The organism is Micrococcus sp. 140720015-1 (assembly GCF_053627595.1).
Genome location: NZ_JBSEYC010000001.1, coordinates 123,467 through 140,495, shown reverse-complemented (window position 1 = coordinate 140,495; position 17,029 = coordinate 123,467). Strand labels below are relative to the sequence as shown.

The following is a 17,029-nucleotide window of genomic DNA, read 5'->3' as shown; positions in this document are numbered from 1 at the left end:
GGCTCGACCTCGTCGCCACTCATACCCTGCGCCCGTTAGGGTGCTGACATGCGAGGTCAGGTCAGCGGCATCCTCTCCGTCTACGGCAACGTCGACCGGGAACTCATCATCCCCGTCTACCAGCGCAACTATGACTGGCGGGAGAAGCACTGCGCGCAGCTCCTCGAGGACCTCTCGGCGCTCATCCGCGAGGACCGGGGCGCCCACTTCTTCGGGTCGGTGGTGGGAGATCCTGAGTCGTTCCGGTGGGTGGTCATCGACGGCCAGCAGCGCCTCACCACCGTCAGCCTCCTCCTGCTCGCCCTGGTGCGTCTACTGGAGGACGGCACCCTGGAGACCTCAGAGGACGGCCTGGCGGAAAGGATCCGCCGCAACTACCTCGTCCGCGATGGTGAGACGGCTTCTCCTCGGTTCCGCCTCAAACCAGTGAAACACGACGCTGAGGCGTATCGCTGCCTCTTCCGCGCCGACAGTGCCTCGCTAGAGACCTCCACCATCACTAAGAATTACCGGTACTTCCTCGAGCAACTCCCCGGCCTCGGGCTGAGCGGGGACCAGATCTGGAAGGCCGTACAGGGCCTGGAGGTCATGATCCTCGACCTGGAGAAGCAGGACGACGCCCAGCGAATCTTCGAATCGTTGAACTCGACCGGGCTTGCATTAAGCGAGGCCGACAAGGTCCGGAACCTCGTTCTCATGGGCCTGCCGAGCAAGGTTCAGGAGCAGGTCTACACCGATCACTGGAACCGAATCGAGGAGAATGTCGCCTACGACACGTCCGTCTTCCTCCGCTGGTTCCTTGTCACCAAAACAGGCAAGACACCGAAGATCTCCGACGTGTATGAAGCGTTCAAAGCCTACGCCCGTTCCGTCGGAACGACTGGGGCAGAGCTGCTGGCGCCGGTCCGGGCATACTCGGACTACTACCGTCAGTTGCGGGACTCCGCCACGGGCCACAGCGCCGTGGACCGCAGGCTTCACCGGTTGAATCTGATGAACCGTGAAGTCCTATTGCCGCTTCTCATGCCCATGGTGGAGGAACTTCATCGGGGCACCATCACGCCGGATGACTTCGCCGACGCAGTACGAGTGCTGGAGTCTTATCTCTTCCGGCGTCTTGCTGTGGGACGGGCTTCGAACGCTCTCAACAGCATCTTCGCGACCCTGCACCGCGAGGTGTCCCGCATCCGCCCCGACGACGCCCGCTTCACCGACGCGCTGGTCTACTCCCTCCGGCGCCGGAGCGGTTCTGGCGAATTCCCCCTGGACGAGGACTTCGTCGAGGGCTTCCGCGCCGCAAATATGTATCGCCTCCCGGCCTCGGACCGGCGCTACCTCTTCGAGAGTCTGGAGAACGGTGAGTCCCAGGACACCCGAGACATCGCGGGGGGTCTCATCGCGGGAGACCTCACCGTCGAGCACGTGATGCCCCAGACCCTCACACCCGAGTGGCGACAGGAGCTGGGGGAGGAAGCGGATCGAGTGCACGCCCAGTGGCTGCACCGCATCGGCAACCTGACCGTGACCGGGTACAACTCCACCTATTCGAATGCGTCGTTCACGGAGAAGAAGACTCTCACTGAGGGGTTCAATTTCTCCCCCTTCCGCCTCAATGCGGAGATGAAGGAGCGGGTCCGATGGGATGAACATGCGATCGAAGCACGCACGGAACGGCTGATCGAGCAGGCGCTAACCATCTGGCCGCTTCCGTCCACGGACTTCAAACCTCCCCGCCCCCAGCTCCCGGTTGAGCCCATGGGGACAGAAGGCAACTTCAAGGGCCGCTACATCGTGGCGTACGAGTTCCAAGGGCGGCGCCACGTCGTGAACACGTGGCGAGATTTCGCCGTGCTGGTGCTGCGTGACCTCCTGGAGATCGACCGTGCCCGGGTGCTGGCAATGGCCAAGCAGAGCGACGCCTACCGTGTGGAGGGCCAGGAGGTCCCCCCAGGCAGAGAGAAGAACTTCGTCGAGATCGAGCCCGGCCTGCTCTGGAACCTCTGGAGCGACACCATGACCAAGGTGAATGCTCTCCGGCGCATGTGCGAGGCGGCCGGGGTAGATCCAGACGACATCATGATCACGCTTCGGCCGTCGGAAGAGGATGCCGCTCCCGATGAGTCGGTGGAAGATTCCCTCGGCGGGCAGTACGACGACGTAGTGAAGTTCCTGCCGCTCCTCGAGCGGGCCGCTGGTTCGAGTAGTACCGACCCGGAGGTGGTCCAGCTAGCTGACGAGATCGAGAACGCTTTCGAGGGCCGCCTGGTCGAGGCGCCGGCGAAGGTTCTCGGTCTCGCTCCCGCCAAGTTCGCAGCAGACACGAAACGCATGACGGAGGCGACGCCTGACCAAGCTGCGGCAGTGATCAGCGGGGTCATCGTGACCAAGCGTCAGCTCGACCCGGACGCCGTCCGGGACGCCGTGGCCAACGGGTCTATGGCCGCGTTCGTCCGTCGTCTCGCCTGACCACAGGACAAGGGCTCACCACACCCCGCCTTTCGTCGCGAGAACGTCGACACCGTCCGCGGCCCCCTCCTCCTGCTCCGCCGTGTAGTCGGCATGCACCGCGTGCCACATCGCCCGGGCGAAGTCGACGCGCATCGACCGCTGCTCGTCCCCATCACGGCTGAAGAACTCGCTCATCCCCACCTGGTTCTGCACGAGCTCCCACATGGCCAGGGTGATGGCGTTCTCGACGGTGACGACGTCCACGAACTGGTCCTCGGTGTTGTCGCGGGCCTGGTTGCGGATCTCCTCCTTGGCCACCACCCGCTCGACGGCCCGGCGCGTTAGGCCGTGAGCCTCGCGGCCTGAGACCCCACCTGTCCCCTATCCGTGCAGCAGTCCCGTTTTACTTTGGCCCGATCGAGGCTCAACTGCCCTACGTCCTTTTTGAGAGAGCGGATCGCCAAAGCCCGAGGAGCCTCTCATCAGTTGGAACCGACGAGAGGCTCCTCGGGCGGGAACTGCTGGGACGCCAGTCAGTTCGAAGGGCGCCTAAAGGCATCCCTTGCATGCAGCAGTGCAGCAACCACCAGGGCTACCCCTGCTGAGATGGTCCACCCGTCCAAAGAAGGATCGGCGAGAGAGGGCACGGCGGCCTTCAGGTCGTTTATTGTCGTGAAGTAGTTGATCACGCCCGACGCCAGAAGTGCAATGCTCACCAAGCACGCAACCCCGGCGCTTGCCAACGCAATGCACCTGGTGGTCGAGAGATCGACGACAATTCCACTGAGGACGATTGCCCCTGCACCGAGCGTGATAACCACGCCCATGATCGCCCCCGACATCAAAGAGCTTGTCAGGTTGATCAGTGCCTCTCGCCCTGCTTTCAAAGCGTCTTCCTTAGAAGCACTTCCATCTGCACCGGTGAAGGCAGCGGCTGCTTCTTCGATGAGCGAGTAGTGCTGGTAAGTCGTCCTCACGAGCGACTGCATGGCCAGGAACGAACTAAGAGCCAGACACACACTCGTCCAATGGGCCAGCGAGATTTTACGGATCTGCTCAAGCATCTGCACGCACCCACTCGACCTTGCCCTTGAGGGCTTCCTGAATGAAGTCACCCAACTTGCGGAAGTCCTGGGCGCGGGAAGTCGGAGAGAGGGACCCCTTCTCGTTGGCGGGGAACAGGCCCGTCGCGAACCACGAGTCCTCCGGGTCAGGGAAGACAGGGGCGTCCATGTGCGCGGCCATCTTCTTCATCGCTGCGGTGATCTGCTCACTCGTCCAACCGGCTTCCCGCAGGTTGTGCCAGGCCAGTGCGAAACCTCGCAGCATCACGTTGGAGCCGATGAGGCTGCTACGGCGCAGCTCATTTGCTGCCAGATCCCCGTCCATCAGTTCCTCGAACTGGGGGAACGCGTCGATCAGCCCGGTCTCGAACTCAGCGAACTTCTTGACGATCTCCCGGTCATCCAACTCGGCCTCCAGGCGCTTACCGATCCGGCCCGAACCGACCGTCAGGGCACGCAGGATGTCAGCGACGTGCTTGGCGCCCAGGAGGAACTCCGAGTTGGCGGTGACGCGATCGCTTTCCAGGTCCACCCGGTCATCCAGCAGGTCGGAATCGTGGAGGACGGTGTTGAGGGCGCGGGAGAGGACCTTGCGGTCATCGAAGCGTCCTCGGACAGATCCGGAGATGCCCTTGGCGTTGTCGTTGATGTCCACGAAGATCCGTCGCGCTGCGTTGGGGCTCTCGATCACCATGATCTGGACGGAGACACGCTCACGAGCGAGGCGGTCCCGGCGGTCCACCCACTTCTGCAGGGCGCCCTCGCAGTTCCGGATCCGCAGCGGATCCCCCTCGTCCTTGGCGCGTGCCAGATCAGCCCGCGCCTTCTCGATGTAGGTGGCGATCTTCTCCCACGCGATATGGAAGCCCAGGGTGCGGTGCTGTCCATCCACGATCGAGATGTCGGCCTTCGCATGCTTGGGCACCCCCAGCGTCCCCAACTGGGTCGAACCCGTGTTCGCCTTGGCTGCCTCGAACTGGAAGATGTCGGGAGCACGGAGCAGCAGGGCCGGCGAAACCCACTCGGAGTCGTTGATGACGTAGTCAGCGAACCCGGTGGCGTGCGACACGACGATGCGACGCTGAGTGGAATCCGCATCCAGCGGCTTGTCGGGATCCGGCTTGGGGAGGAAGGCCACCAGCTCGGCAACCGACCAGTCGAGGGAGTAGACCGTGCGGCCGCCCTGCTTGAAGCGCGTGGCGAAGAACCGCTCGTACGGGTCGTAGCCGGTGGTGTGGATGTTGGACAGGTCCAGGCTCATGAGGAGCACCCTTCTAGGAGTAAGTGGATGAGATAACTTCTTGATCGACTTGATCTAGCTGTAGTCTTCCACGTTACAAGGTTGTTGTCAACATCAAGATCTTAATTTTCAGATTTAGGCCCTGACTTGGGGCTTTGCACTTCCCTGCGCCTCCTGGAGCCGCCCACCCGAGATGCTCGAACGCCTCGACGCACTGGCCGCTCCCGCGGCGTGTACCTACGCATGGCACTCACCGCGATGCGCCCCCAGCTGGAGAAGGAACGCTGGACGCAGGCCACGGCCCGCTTCGAGGACGACGCCTGAAGAAGACATTCCGCGACATCACCACACAGCTGCTGGACTCACCCGAGACCGACTAACCCTGCCGACCAGCTCGGCCCGGTCACACCGAGAAGAAGCGGCTCGCCGATGACCACGGCAAAGACCCGGTGGCTTGCACCTCCGAGGTGAGCTCGAAGACCTGCTCGGGATCACTCCTGGGCGCCAGGCGTCTGCAGGGCCTTGTAGATCGTCGGGCGGCTCACCCCGAACGACCGCGCCACCGCGGCCACGGGCTGGCCACCTGCCACCGCCGCACGCACGGCCTCCACCTGCTCAGCATTCAGCTTCGGCCTCGGCCCAGGCCGGCGCCCATCAGCCCGGGCACGGGCCACGCCCTCCCGGGTGCGCTCCCGCAGCAGATCCCGCTCCCACTCAGCCAGCATCAACAGCATGTTCAGCATCAGCCGGCCCGAGGCCGTGGAGGTGTCTAGCTGCACGTCCAGGGCCTGCAGGCCGATTCCCCGATCGGCCAGGGTCTGCACGGCGCGCAGTGCGTCCGGCAGGGAACGGCCCAGTCGGTCCAGGCGCGCGACGACCAGGGTGTCCTCGCCATCGCGCAGGTACTCCAACGCGTCTTTCAGACCAGGCCGGTCGGCCGTGGCCCCGGAGAGACGATCCTGGAAGACCTTGGAACAGCCGGCGGCCCTCAGAGCAGCCTCTTGCCCCTCACGGGAGCCCTCCTGGTCTCGGCTACTCACGCGGGCGTAGCCGACCTTCACTTGAGCAGCTCGTACTTCCAGAGGAGCGGTGCCACCGCGGCCGCGTGGTACTCCATCGTCTGCTTGCGCATCGCCTTCACCTCGCCGTTGAGCACGGGGTAGTCGTAGACCTTGATCCTCTTCTGACCCACCAGCTCGTAGTGGAACGTGTTCAGCTCCTCCTCGATCTGGAAGGTGCCGTAGGTCTTCTGCGGGTTGTAGTTCGTGGTCTGGCGAGCCAGGTCGAGCACACGGCCCCACTGGGTCATGAGCACCTGCTCCTGGGCCGTGAGCTTCATACCAGCCAGGTCACGGCTGGCCTGCGTGCCAGCGTCGAAGCACAGCTCGTTGCGGTACTCGCGCCCGTCGGAGCCCGTGAAGGATCGACACTTGTTGTGATAGGCCAGGCCCGTGAAGATCAAGCACGCCTTGAGGAACTCCTGGTCATGGCTGAAGTTGTCGCCGTTGTCCGCGTTGCGGTTCACAACACCGCGAATCCAGTACCGTCCTTCGGAGGGGATGCGCGCCATTGCAAACAGCGGCAGCTTCGTCAAGTAGTTGTCGCGGCGCAGGTGGAAACCGTTGCCGTTGTAGGCGGTGCACCGGGCGAGCTGGGAGTACAGGTCGATGTTCTCGAACGAGTTCCCGTATGCGCGCAGGTACCCCAGGATGTTGTCGTTGTAGACCGCGGTCGAGATCGCCTTGCGGCTCTCATCCGACTCGCGGCCATTGGTCTCGCCGTAGATGCCGGTCTCGTCGTCCGGGAACTTGCGGGTGTCGAAGAGTTTCGACAACACCGACGACGTGGTCTTCACATCCACCACGGGGAGCCCGTCGGCGCCGGCCCGCACATTGCCGACCCCCACCTGGAAATCCTTGTGAACAGCGCCCGGGACCAGCTGATCCGTCTTGGGATCGATGTCAAACGCGCGCAACGGATAGACGGTGCGCCCCGTTTCCGGCTCGTTGGCCCACAGGATGCAGGAGACCCCGGCATCCTTCGTGGCGTGGAACCGCTTGCGGTTGAATAGGAAGCCGTCGATGAACTTCCGGTTGATCAGCCCCTGGGACTTGAAATACTTGGAGGGGGAGTAGACCACGTAGGAGTCGGTGGGCTGGCGCAGGTAGTACTTGAAGACCGACCAGATGAACAGGTTGGTCAGGGTCGCGCAGGGGCTTGGTGCCGTTGCGGCTGATTGCCGGCTCGGCGGCCATCTGAGCCTTCACCCATGACGCCTGCCATCCGAACGCCTTCTTCTTGCCACTCACGTTCGACTCCACCCCGGCGGCGTCCGCGTATGGCGGGTTCTCAAAGAGGATGACCGTGCAGTTCGGGTCGGCGACGTGCTTGTGGATCTCGTTCGGCATCCGCGATCCGTCAGCGGCCATGAGTCCCAGAACGAACCGGTCGGAGAGCGCGTCGCCGTTGAGCAGCACACCCAGGGCGGGGTCACCAGCCTTGTAGGTCGGCGGGATCACCGCACGCACGCGGTCGCCGTACTCGCGAGCCAGCTCCAGGTACTCGAACTGCTCGTAGGTGTTCACAATGACATGGCTGAGTTCCTCGTCACTCAGGCCCTCGATCAGGTTGCCCGAGCCGGCGCAACGGTCCACGATCACGTAGTCGTTACCGGCCGGCACCCGGGCGATGGCTTCCCGCAGCAGTTCGTGCGACTTCTGCACGTACGGCTGGGGCGTATAGAAGGCGCCGAGCTCGATCTTCTTCAGCTTGTCGTTGAGCCGGTCGAGGATGTGCGCGAAAGCCTCGTAGTCGTCACCTTTGTAGGGCAGGATCAGACCATCGAAGTGCTTGGGGGCCTTCAACTCGCCCAGCGGACCCTTGCGCGGGTCGTTGGCCAGGAAGCTCTCCTTGTTGGACCCGGGGACCTCCCGGTAGTACCGCTCGGCCCACGCCACCACGCAGTCCTCGGTGATCTCAATGGGAACGAAGTCGTTCTCCTTGAGCAATGCGGCCACCTGTCCCGCCCCGGCTCCGAAGTAGTCCTTGATCACGACCGGGTTGGACTTCGCCTGGAACCCCTGGACCGCGCGACTTGCTGAGGTGGTGTAGATCTGGTGGATCTCGGCGAAGTAGTCGGCTGAGTCGAACTTGAAGATCGTCTGCTTGTTGAGGTCGACCAGCAGTATGTTGGCTGGGACGTTGTGGCCGCGCACGCGCAGGCGAGAGAGATACTTGATGGCCTGGAACAGCACCTTGTTCACGTCTCCGATGGAGACCTTGAACTCCAGCAGGTTGCCGCGGTGGACGCCATCCGTGTTCTGGACCAGCGAGATGTCCGGGTCGATCTTGAACTCTCTGAAAAAGTCGAGCTACCCGTCGACCTCGTTCGAGTAGTAGTAGCTACTGCGCTCTGCGGTGCTCATGACGACCCTCCATGTCTCCGTGCGACCGTCAAGCGATCGGTCGACCTCTTTGCAGTCTGACACGAGGGCAATCGACAGCCTGGCGCGGCGCGTAGACAGTCAAAAATCTGCGTCGAGGACGCGCCTGTCAAGAAACCCGTCCCCATGCCCCATCTCTTTACACATCGCCCCCTCTGCCGCAGGCATCCTCAAGGAACGAAACAGTGTTTCGATCGAAGTATGCTTGATTTCAGAGGTAAAGTGGTCGCAGTATGGATACACCGAAGCCTTAGAGCTGAAGCACCCGAGAAATACAGGCTAGGCGATAGGTGAGTTTCATGACTGAGAACGCAGCTGATCTGCAGGCGTGCGCGGTGCTGGAGTACCGCGCGAAGGATGCCGAGGAGTTCAAGAGCCTGGCGATGTGGCTCGAAGGCCAGCGCGTGGACTTCTACCCCCAGGTCCGTGCCGGGACGGATGACGATGGCCCGGCGACCGCCTTGGCGGAGCTCGAGGTCGAGGACGATGGCCGGTGGCGGGACGCACCCGCCACCGGGTGGACGAAGGAGCTGGTCCAGCTGCTCTTGAAGTACCTGGAGGAGGGCGGCAGCGGGGTTCAGGCCGAGGGGATGCGCCAGGGGATCGCCAATGGTGGATTCCTGCCACGGGTTCAGATCTACGAGATCGGCGGTTACCCCCCGGAGCGCCGGCTGAACCACTGGAGCACCCCGTTCGGGACGACGATGCGCACCCTGGTCGAGCGGCACGGTCTGCCTGCTGAGGCCGCCGACGCGATGACCACCCGGTACGACGAGAGCATCAGCAGCTACCAGCGCACCCTGGGCTACGACGTGGCCCCCGAGATCGTCCGATTGATGCGCCAGGACTAACCCCTTCCAGCAAGACGAAGCACCGAAACCGGCCGTCCCCGGGACCTTGTGAAGCGCGCCGGGTTTCGTTCCCAGACGGAGCCAGCGAGGGTCCACGGGGAGGTGGCAGAGCCTTTCGGAGCACGGCGATGTGGCAGTCGGCCTCATTCTGGCACGGCGACATCCCCAGGCCTCGGCTCCCGCCCGGCACGGCCGATCCCCACTCCGTCTCAGTTCGTTGCGCGAACCCTCCGACAGTCAGACCCACGCGACGAGGCCCCAGTCTGCGTCGCACTGGGCGATGCATCCCGGGGCCTCGGTCGACGGCTGCGGCCCGTGAGACGTCAGCTCTCGGCGGCCTGGCCCTCCTGCGCGCGGAGCATGGCCTCGAAGGTGGCATCCGGCTCCCCGCGGAAGAAGTCCCGGCCGTAGACCACGAGGCAGAGGATGACGCCCGTCGCCAGGCCCCATGCCGCACCGTTGGACGCCAGCACGGCCGCGGTGACTCCCGCGATTCCGAGATCCTTGAGGCTGCGAGCCTCCATGATGCCGACCTTCACGGACACGAATCCCTGGATGAGCAGGGTCAGGGCCAGAGCCACCCCGAGCACCGGCTGCACCAGCGTCACGATCGGCAGCAGCAGGAGCCCGGTGTTCGTCCCCCACCGGAACGACCCTGCCCCGCCGAAGATCGACTTCATGGCCTTGCGGCCCTCCTTGTATCGCTCCACGATCACGACGTGCATGGCAGACCAGATCGGACCGCACATGGCCACGTCCGGACCGATCATGGACATGAGGGTGTTGCGGCCGCCGAAGATCAGGTGCGCCCGGTCCGGGTTGTACACGACCGCCTCATCCGTGCGGATCTGGTCGGCCTCCTTGAGGATCGCCCGGGACTGGAGGACGTCACCGAACACGACGATGTAGGTCGCGAGCACGGTGGGCAGCGCGGTGAGGAACATCGAGGCCGGCGGGAGACCGATGCCGAAGATCGTGTACCCGGCGAAGAGGCCCGCGAAATCCGGGGTGTTGAACCCCCACTCGATGGTCGGCCACGGCGCTTCGCCGGCCAGGGGTGCGATGACCACGGCCAGGAGGATCACCGGGAGGATGCCCAGGTTGCCGATCGTGCGCCACATCGGGTTCTTGGTCCGCATCGCGGCGAACCGGCTGGAGAAGAGCAGGAGGAAGGCGATCCCCACCGCGATCGTGATGGTGACCGGGAAGGTCTCGAAACGACCTCCCTCGACGAAGAGGGACTGGACAGCGGCGATACCCGCACCCACCAGGACGCCCGCCTTGATGGCGGAGGGGATCATCGAGACCACCTTGGAGGCCAGTCCCGTCGCACCCAACGTGATCGAGAAGACGCCCAGCATGAACTGGAACGCGATGAGTGCATGCACACGCTCCTCCCCCTCGGAGAACGCGGAGCAGTAGGCCATGACCAGCGGGATCGCCGGGGTGATCCACCCGGGAACCACCGGATCGCCGAGGAGGTGATGCGTGAGGTACAGGAGGCCGTTGAACACCACGACGGCGAGGGCCACCTCGAACGGCATGCCGAGCAGTTCGACCATCAGAGGAATGGCCGCGAGGTCCACGGCGCACATCAAGAGGCCCTGGACGTAGTCCGGCCACTCGAAGCGGTAGTGCACGAACGGCAGGCGAATCTGGAAGGGCCCTGCCTTCCAGTGCGGGGAGACTTCCCCGATGCCTTCCTCGTCCAGCGAGTGATGCGCAGCAGTCGTCATGTCCGTGGCCTTCAGTATTCGATGATCTGACGGACCGCACGGCCATCGGCCAGCTGGTCCATCGCTTCGTTGATGTCGTCGAGCCGCATGGTCGCGGAGACGAGCTTCTCCACGGGCAGCCGACCTTCACGCCACATCTGCTCGTATCGCGGGATGTCGCGAGCGGGCACAGAGGTTCCCAGGTACGAGCCGATGATCGTGCGGGCCTCACCCGTGATGGTGAGCGGTGAGATCTCCGCCGTCTGCTCCGGCGAGGGAAGCCCTGCCGTGACGGTCCGGCCACCCGGCGACGTCGCGTTGAACGCCGTCGTGAAGGCCGCCGGATGGCCGGCGCACTCGACGGCGTGGGTGGTCTTGATGCCGCGCTCCGCCATCTCTTCGGGCGAGTAGGCGGCATGCGCGCCATAGCTGAGGGCGAGCTCCCGCTTCTCCTCGGACATGTCCACGGCGATGATCTCCTGCACACCGCTCGCCACCGCCGTCAGAAGGCAGGCGACCCCCACGCCGCCGAGGCCGACGATCGCGATGGAGTCCCCCTCTTCCGGGGCCGCGGCGTTGAGCAGGGCGCCGCCGCCGGTCAGCACGGCACATCCCAGGACCGCAGCGACGGCGGCCGGCACGTCAGAGCCGACGGGCACCACGGACTTCCGGTTCACGACCGCGTGGGTCGCGAATCCGGAGACGCCCAGGTGGTGGAACACCTCGTCGCCGTCGCGGTGGAGTCGGACCCCGCCGCCCAGGAGGACGCCGGCGTTGTTCGCCTCCGTGCCGGGGGTGCAGGGCAGGCGACCGTCGGTCTTGCACGCATCGCATTTGCCGCATCGAGGCAGGAACGTCATGACGACCCGCTGGCCGATCTCCACGTCGTCGACACCCTCGCCGAGCTCCTCGACGATCCCGGCGGCCTCGTGGCCGAGCAGCATGGGGACGGGCCGAACGCGATGGCCGTTCACCACGGAGAGATCCGAGTGGCACACGCCCGAAGCCTCCATGCGGACGAGGATCTCGCCTGCGCCCGGGGGATCGAGCTCCAGGTCCGAGATGGTGAGGGGACGGGACGAGGCGTACGGCCGCTGCCGGCCGATCTCCTCGAGAACAGCTCCACGGATCTGCATGTGAGCGCCTTCCACGACGGGGATGGGTGATGCAGGCCTCAAGGCCTCCTCTCATCCCACCAGCGCTCCCCGTCAAGCGCTATAGACATCCAGTCCATCTCCAACCGAATAAAGTTGGCAGAGTGACCACTGACGCCCTCGACCACCGCCTCCTCCGAGCCCTGCTCGACACGGCTGCCGACCTCGCGGAACTGGCCGACACCGAATCCGTCCTGGCGTCCATCGTTCGGCGCACTCGAGCCCTCGTCGGAACGGACATGGCGTATCTCAGCCTCAATGACCACGCAGCAGGTGAGACGTACATCCGCCGGGCTGAGGGCGTCGTGACCCACGCGTACCGGACGATCCGCATGCCCATCGGCACAGGAGTGCTCGGGAAGGTGGCGGAAGGTCTGGCACCCTTCCAGAGCCTCGACTACTCCAACGACCCGACGATCACCCACATCCCCGAGGTGGACCACGCGGTGCAGGCCGAGGGCGTCCATGCGATCATGGGCTCACCCCTCGTCGTCGACGGCCGACCGCTCGGCGCCCTGATGGTCGCCGAACGTCGCGCCCGGAGGTTCACCCACTCCGAGGTGACCATCGTCGAGTCACTCGCCAAACATGCCGCCATCGCGATCCAGAACGCACACCGCTACACGGAGGCACTCAACGCCGCGGGGCGCGCGGACGCAGACCGGGATCACGAACGCCAGTCCCTGCGTGAGCTCACTCGCCTGGAGGAGCTCTCCTCGCGCCAATGCCAGGCCCTGCTGGAGGAGCCCAATGAGACGGCCGTGCTCAATCGGGCCGCCGAGCACTTCGGGGTGGAGGTGGAACTCCTCTCCCCCGAACGTCCGACGTCGCCGCTGCGGCCCGCCCCCGCCCTCCCCTCCCGTCACGCGGCGGGCGTGGCCCACCAGGTCGTGGCGCCGGACGGCTGCACCTGGACGCTCGTTGCCGCAGATCGGGACGCGCACGACTGGCTCGCCGTCCGCCGCGCCCTCGACCCTGCCGAGGAGAAGGCCCTGGTCAGGACCGCGCAGCACCTCCTGCTCGCACGACGGCTCCGCAGCGCGCGGCGCGCCACCGAGCTCGAGGCGGGCGCCGGCCTGCTGGCCGAACTCGTCGACGATTCCGCCGGTGGAATCGTGCGACGGCGTCGGGCGCTCGCCGAGCTCGGCCTGCGCGAGGATTCACAGGTCAGCTTGGTCGTCATCGATCTCGCCGCCGTACCCGAACCCCAGTTCGCAGAGCGAGTGCTCTCACCCGTGGCGGGAGTGCGCCTCAGCGCCCCGCGGGGAGGCACATGGTGCGTGGTCGGCGACCGCCCGGATGTGCCTGCCCGCGTGGAGGCGGCGGTTCGGCACGCGACGGAGGCCGTATGGCAGATGGCCTTCCTTGGGCCGGGCGAGCACTTCCGCGATCTGCCGGGAGCGTTCCGCACGCTCGAGAACGCCCTCGCCGTCAGCCGGGTGGCCGGAGGGCTCCACGCCGTGGACGCGTCGACCGTGGGCGCCGTGGGCATGGTCCTCGCCGGGGCCGGCGAGGCGAGCAAGGACGTGACGGCCCGCCCGCTGGCGCCGTTGCGCAATCTGCCGCCCCAGCGTGCCTCGGCACTCCGAGAGACCGCACTGGCCTACCTGGACGCTGGAATGAACGTGGCCGAGACGTCCCGCCGGCTCTTCCTCCACCGCAACACGGTCCTTCAACGACTGGAGCAGCTTGGCGCCGTCCTGGGTTCCGACTGGCACACGCCTCCGCGATCGCTCGACCTCCATCTCGCCCTGCTCTCGGCAGCACGCGATGACGGCGGCGCCCCGGGCGCACCACCCGTGCGAAGCCAACCCCGTCGTCGCGCCGAGGAGCTCCGCCGTTCCCGGAAGCGGACCCGGGAGTGACAGCCCCAGCCTCGGGAATCGTCTGCGCATCTGACCCTTCTGACCCGGCCACGGCCGACGAGAAGGGTCAAATGCGCAGAAGATCCCTGACACACGCCCCCGCCCCCCACGAGACAAATACACAACACTCGCCTTGCGTATCTCACTGAGGTGTGCCTTACTGGTTTCCGGACCCCCGCCGGAAGGACCCCCATGGCCCACGCCTCCACGCACCCCGCCCATCCGCTGCCGCCCGTGGCGTCCCGTCGCCTGCTGCTGGCCCAGCGACTGCTCCGTGGCGAAGGCTCCGTCGAGGTCACGGCCTTCCGCGCCGGCGAGACACTCACGACGGCCGTCCACGGCGTGAGCGCGGACGGCCGTCTCGTGGTCGCCCACGTCCCCAACCTCCTCGGTTCGCTCGGCGCGTTCCACACGCCCGCGCCGCTGGACGTGCGCGTAGACGTCCTGCGCGACGCCCTGGACCTCACGCTCCCCACCCGCCTGGCGTCCGTGCATCTGCTCGGCACCCTGCGCTGGTGCCGGGACTCGGCCGAGGTCGCGGAGCTGGGGCTGCGGGGTCGCGTCGCGGACCTCGTGGCCGACGTCGGCCCGCGGGTGCGCGTGGGCGTCGTCGAGACCCAGCGGATCCTGTTGCACGACGTCGACGGCGTCGCCGTATTCTGCCGCCACACCCTGCCGCTCACGTCGCGGGGGCTCATCGACCAGGCTGAGCTCGCAGACCTGGCGGACGACGTGCTGGGCACCGCCCCCGAGGTGCTCGCGGACCTGGCCGACGCCGTCGCCCTGGGCCTGCTGCCGGGCGAGAGCACCCCATTGCAGGTCGACACCGAACCCCTGCCCGAGTCCCCCGCCCACGCCCTCGACGCGGACGAAGCCGGGGTGACCCTGCTGCGCGTCCGCGACGGCGAGGCCACCGCGGCGCACGTGGCCCTGCCCGGTGCGGGCCGGCTCGACCACAGCCCCCGGCACGCCTGGCGGCGGCTGCTGGATGCGATCCCGGCGCGGGTCGCCCACCCCTGAGGGGCGGCGTCAGTCGATCGTGTAGGTGGCGCAGGTGGCCACGTCCGTGACCTCGATGCCCTCGGCGGTGCAGGCGAGGTCGGCGTTGTACGTGCACTCGAGGCGGTGGCACGCACCGACGGTCGAGGCACCCGCGGTCACCGGGCGACGGACGTCCAGCTGGACGAAGGTGCCGCAGCCGGGCGTGCGGTCGGAGCCGGCGACGGTGATGGCCAGGGCGTTGCAGGACGACTCGGCATTGAAGGCGCAGGCGCTGGCGGCGCAGGTGCGGACGGCGGTGGTCATGGCGTGATCCTCCCGGTTCAGGCCCGCCCCGGACTGGGACGGTGCTGCTGGAATCGAGATTACTCCGGACCACGAATAGCACAAGAGGGGCGAGCCTTAGCCGATAGACGATTAGCGCAAATGAATTTTGCGCATTGTCGCGTGTCGTATGGACCGACGTCACGCCCGCCGGCCGCCCACCCCGCCGTCACCGCCCGGTCACGTCCGCGTCACCCGCCCCTGCCACCCTGCACGGGTGACCTCGCACGATGACCCCGCGCACCCGACCGCCCACCCCGTCTCCCGCCGCACCCTCCTCGGCGGGGCGGGCCTCGTCGTCGCCTCCGCGGCGCTGCTGTCCACGCCGGCCGGCACCGCCCGCGCCGCCACCGGTCCCACCCCGTTCACCCTCGGTGTGGCCTCCGGCGACCCGCGGCCGGACGGCGTGGTCCTGTGGACCCGCCTGGCCGTGGACCCCCTCGCGCTCGACGGCCTCGGCGGCATGCCGGACCGGTCGTTCCGGGTGGAGTACCAGGTGGCCACGGACGAGGGCTTCCGCAAGGTCGTCCGGTCCGGCGCCGTCACCACGGACCGCACGCAGGGCTACGCGGTGCACGTGACGCTCACCGGCCTCAAGCCCGGCCGCGAGTACTTCTACCGGTTCCGCGCGCTCGGCCACCTCTCGCGCGTCGGCCGCACGGTCACCGCGCCCGCCCGGGGCTCGGACCCGGGCCGGATGACCATGACGGTCGCCTCGTGCGCCAACTGGGAGCACGGCTACTTCACCGCCTACGGCCACATGGCCGCCGAGCGTCCCGACCTCATGGTCCACCTGGGCGACTACTACTACGAGATCATGCCGTACGGGTACCCGGTCTCCTCGGGCGTCCCGCGCGCCCACCGGAACGGGGAGTCCCGCACCCTCGCCCAGTACCGGGCCCGCATGGCGCAGTACAAGACGGACCCGCACCTGCAGGACGCGCACGCCGCCGCCCCGTGGCTCGTGATCTTCGACGACCACGAGCTCGAGAACAACTGGGCGGACGAGACCCCGGAGATCTGGGACCCGAACTTCCTCGCACGCCGCGCCGCCGCGTTCCAGGCGTACTACGAGAACATGCCGCTCCGCGCGTCGTCCGTGCCCCGCGGCATCGACATGCAGCTCTACCGCCGCATCCACTGGGGCGACCTCGCCACGTTCCACCTCCTGGACACACGCCAGTACCGCTCGGACCAGGCCAACCTGGACCTGGTGAAGGTCGTCGACGCCGATGCACGGGACTCGCGGCGCACCATCACGGGCGCGGCCCAGGAGGCGTGGCTGCGCGAGGGCTTCGAGACCTCGACGGCGCGCTGGGACCTCATCACTCAGCAGGTGCCGTTCGTGCAGTACGACCGCACCTCCGGCCCGCTCCTGTGGGGCGACATGGACACGTGGGACGGCTACGTCGCCTCGCGCGACCGCGTGGTCAGCGCGTGGACCGCGGCGGGCGTCCGCAACCCCGTGGTGCTCACCGGCGACATCCACGAGGCCTTCGCCTCGGACATCAAGCGGGACTTCAACGACCTCTCCTCGGAGTCCGTGGGCGTCGAGCTCATCACCACGTCGATCACCTCGAGCGGCGACGGCTCGGACGCCGCCGCGGACGCACTCGCGTGGAACCCGCACATCAAGTTCAACAACGACCTGCGCGGCTACCTCCGCGTGGACCTCTCCGCCCAGCTGCTCGAGGCCCGCTTCCGCGTGGTCGACTACGTGAGCGAGCTGGGCTCGTCGGTGCGCACGCGCGCGGTCTTCGGCGTCGGCGACGGCGAGCATCGGCTCCACCGGATCGCCTGAGGCGAGGGGCCGTCGTCGGGCCCGCCGAGGATCTTCTGCGCATCTGTCCCTTCTGAGCAGGCCCGCGGTCGCCAGAAGGGTCAGATGCGTCGACGATTCCCCGCCTCCTGAGCAGCCCCGGCAGC

Annotated in this window: 14 protein-coding genes; 5 read left to right on the top strand and 9 right to left on the bottom strand. The window is 66.6% G+C overall.

From position 1 onward, the window contains the following. The first annotated feature begins 48 nt into the window (after window positions 1-48). Window positions 49-2,466 carry a DUF262 domain-containing protein gene (locus tag ACUXPL_RS00645; protein WP_454181217.1) on the top strand — a complete coding sequence of 806 codons (2,418 nt, stop codon included), beginning with the start codon at window positions 49-51 and terminating at the stop codon, window positions 2,464-2,466. Window positions 2,467-2,481: 15 nt separating this feature from the next. Here the strand turns inward: ACUXPL_RS00645 and ACUXPL_RS00640 are convergent, their stop codons facing one another. The 6 genes from ACUXPL_RS00640 to ACUXPL_RS00615 all read right to left on the bottom strand — a co-directional run bounded on the left by ACUXPL_RS00640 (window position 2,482) and on the right by ACUXPL_RS00615 (window position 8,015). Continuing rightward, window positions 2,482-2,766, bottom strand: coding sequence for a hypothetical protein (locus ACUXPL_RS00640; protein WP_454181215.1), 285 nt, complete (start codon window positions 2,764-2,766; stop codon window positions 2,482-2,484). 215 nt (window positions 2,767-2,981) lie between these two features. Beyond that, complete coding sequence (locus tag ACUXPL_RS00635) at window positions 2,982-3,518, bottom strand: hypothetical protein (protein ID WP_454181213.1); 537 nt, start codon at window positions 3,516-3,518, stop codon at window positions 2,982-2,984. Then, entirely contained in the window at window positions 3,505-4,773 is a 1,269-nt protein-coding gene (locus tag ACUXPL_RS00630; RefSeq protein WP_454181211.1) for a DNA sulfur modification protein DndB, read from the bottom strand. The genes ACUXPL_RS00635 and ACUXPL_RS00630 overlap by 14 nt, the downstream gene beginning before the upstream one ends. Window positions 4,774-5,243: 470 nt before the next feature. Beyond that, window positions 5,244-5,813 carry a recombinase family protein gene (locus tag ACUXPL_RS00625; RefSeq protein ID WP_454181209.1) on the bottom strand — a complete coding sequence of 190 codons (570 nt, stop codon included), beginning with the start codon at window positions 5,811-5,813 and terminating at the stop codon, window positions 5,244-5,246. Then, window positions 5,810-6,658 carry a hypothetical protein gene (locus tag ACUXPL_RS00620; RefSeq protein WP_454181207.1) on the bottom strand — a complete coding sequence of 283 codons (849 nt, stop codon included), beginning with the start codon at window positions 6,656-6,658 and terminating at the stop codon, window positions 5,810-5,812. Before ACUXPL_RS00620 ends, ACUXPL_RS00625 begins: the two co-directional genes overlap by 4 nt. Window positions 6,659-6,713: 55 nt before the next feature. Next, the gene (locus ACUXPL_RS00615; RefSeq protein WP_454181205.1) at window positions 6,714-8,015 is read right to left on the bottom strand and encodes a hypothetical protein; all 1,302 of its coding nucleotides are present in this window, start codon (window positions 8,013-8,015) and stop codon (window positions 6,714-6,716) included. Window positions 8,016-8,494: 479 nt separating this feature from the next. On the opposite strand from ACUXPL_RS00615, the gene ACUXPL_RS00610 reads away from it, so the two are divergent. Beyond that, complete coding sequence (locus ACUXPL_RS00610) at window positions 8,495-9,046, top strand: hypothetical protein (protein WP_454181203.1); 552 nt, start codon at window positions 8,495-8,497, stop codon at window positions 9,044-9,046. 323 nt (window positions 9,047-9,369) lie between these two features. Here ACUXPL_RS00610 and ACUXPL_RS00605 read toward each other — a convergent pair whose 3' ends face one another. Next, the gene (locus ACUXPL_RS00605; RefSeq protein ID WP_454181201.1) at window positions 9,370-10,782 is read right to left on the bottom strand and encodes a hypothetical protein; all 1,413 of its coding nucleotides are present in this window, start codon (window positions 10,780-10,782) and stop codon (window positions 9,370-9,372) included. Between the two features lie 11 nt (window positions 10,783-10,793). After that, complete coding sequence (locus ACUXPL_RS00600) at window positions 10,794-11,897, bottom strand: alcohol dehydrogenase catalytic domain-containing protein (RefSeq protein ID WP_454181199.1); 1,104 nt, start codon at window positions 11,895-11,897, stop codon at window positions 10,794-10,796. Between the two features lie 122 nt (window positions 11,898-12,019). Between ACUXPL_RS00600 and ACUXPL_RS00595 the strand changes: the two genes are divergently transcribed. Beyond that, window positions 12,020-13,780, top strand: coding sequence for a helix-turn-helix domain-containing protein (locus ACUXPL_RS00595; protein ID WP_454181198.1), 1,761 nt, complete (start codon window positions 12,020-12,022; stop codon window positions 13,778-13,780). Between the two features lie 192 nt (window positions 13,781-13,972). Further along, window positions 13,973-14,800, top strand: coding sequence for a hypothetical protein (locus tag ACUXPL_RS00590; RefSeq protein ID WP_454181196.1), 828 nt, complete (start codon window positions 13,973-13,975; stop codon window positions 14,798-14,800). A 9-nt stretch (window positions 14,801-14,809) separates the two neighbouring features. Here ACUXPL_RS00590 and ACUXPL_RS00585 read toward each other — a convergent pair whose 3' ends face one another. Beyond that, window positions 14,810-15,085 carry a DUF1540 domain-containing protein gene (locus ACUXPL_RS00585; protein WP_180536165.1) on the bottom strand — a complete coding sequence of 92 codons (276 nt, stop codon included), beginning with the start codon at window positions 15,083-15,085 and terminating at the stop codon, window positions 14,810-14,812. A 235-nt stretch (window positions 15,086-15,320) separates the two neighbouring features. Here ACUXPL_RS00585 and ACUXPL_RS00580 point away from each other — a divergent pair, with 235 nt between their 5' ends. Beyond that, window positions 15,321-16,904, top strand: coding sequence for an alkaline phosphatase D family protein (locus tag ACUXPL_RS00580; RefSeq protein WP_454181194.1), 1,584 nt, complete (start codon window positions 15,321-15,323; stop codon window positions 16,902-16,904). Window positions 16,905-17,029 lie beyond the last annotated feature (125 nt).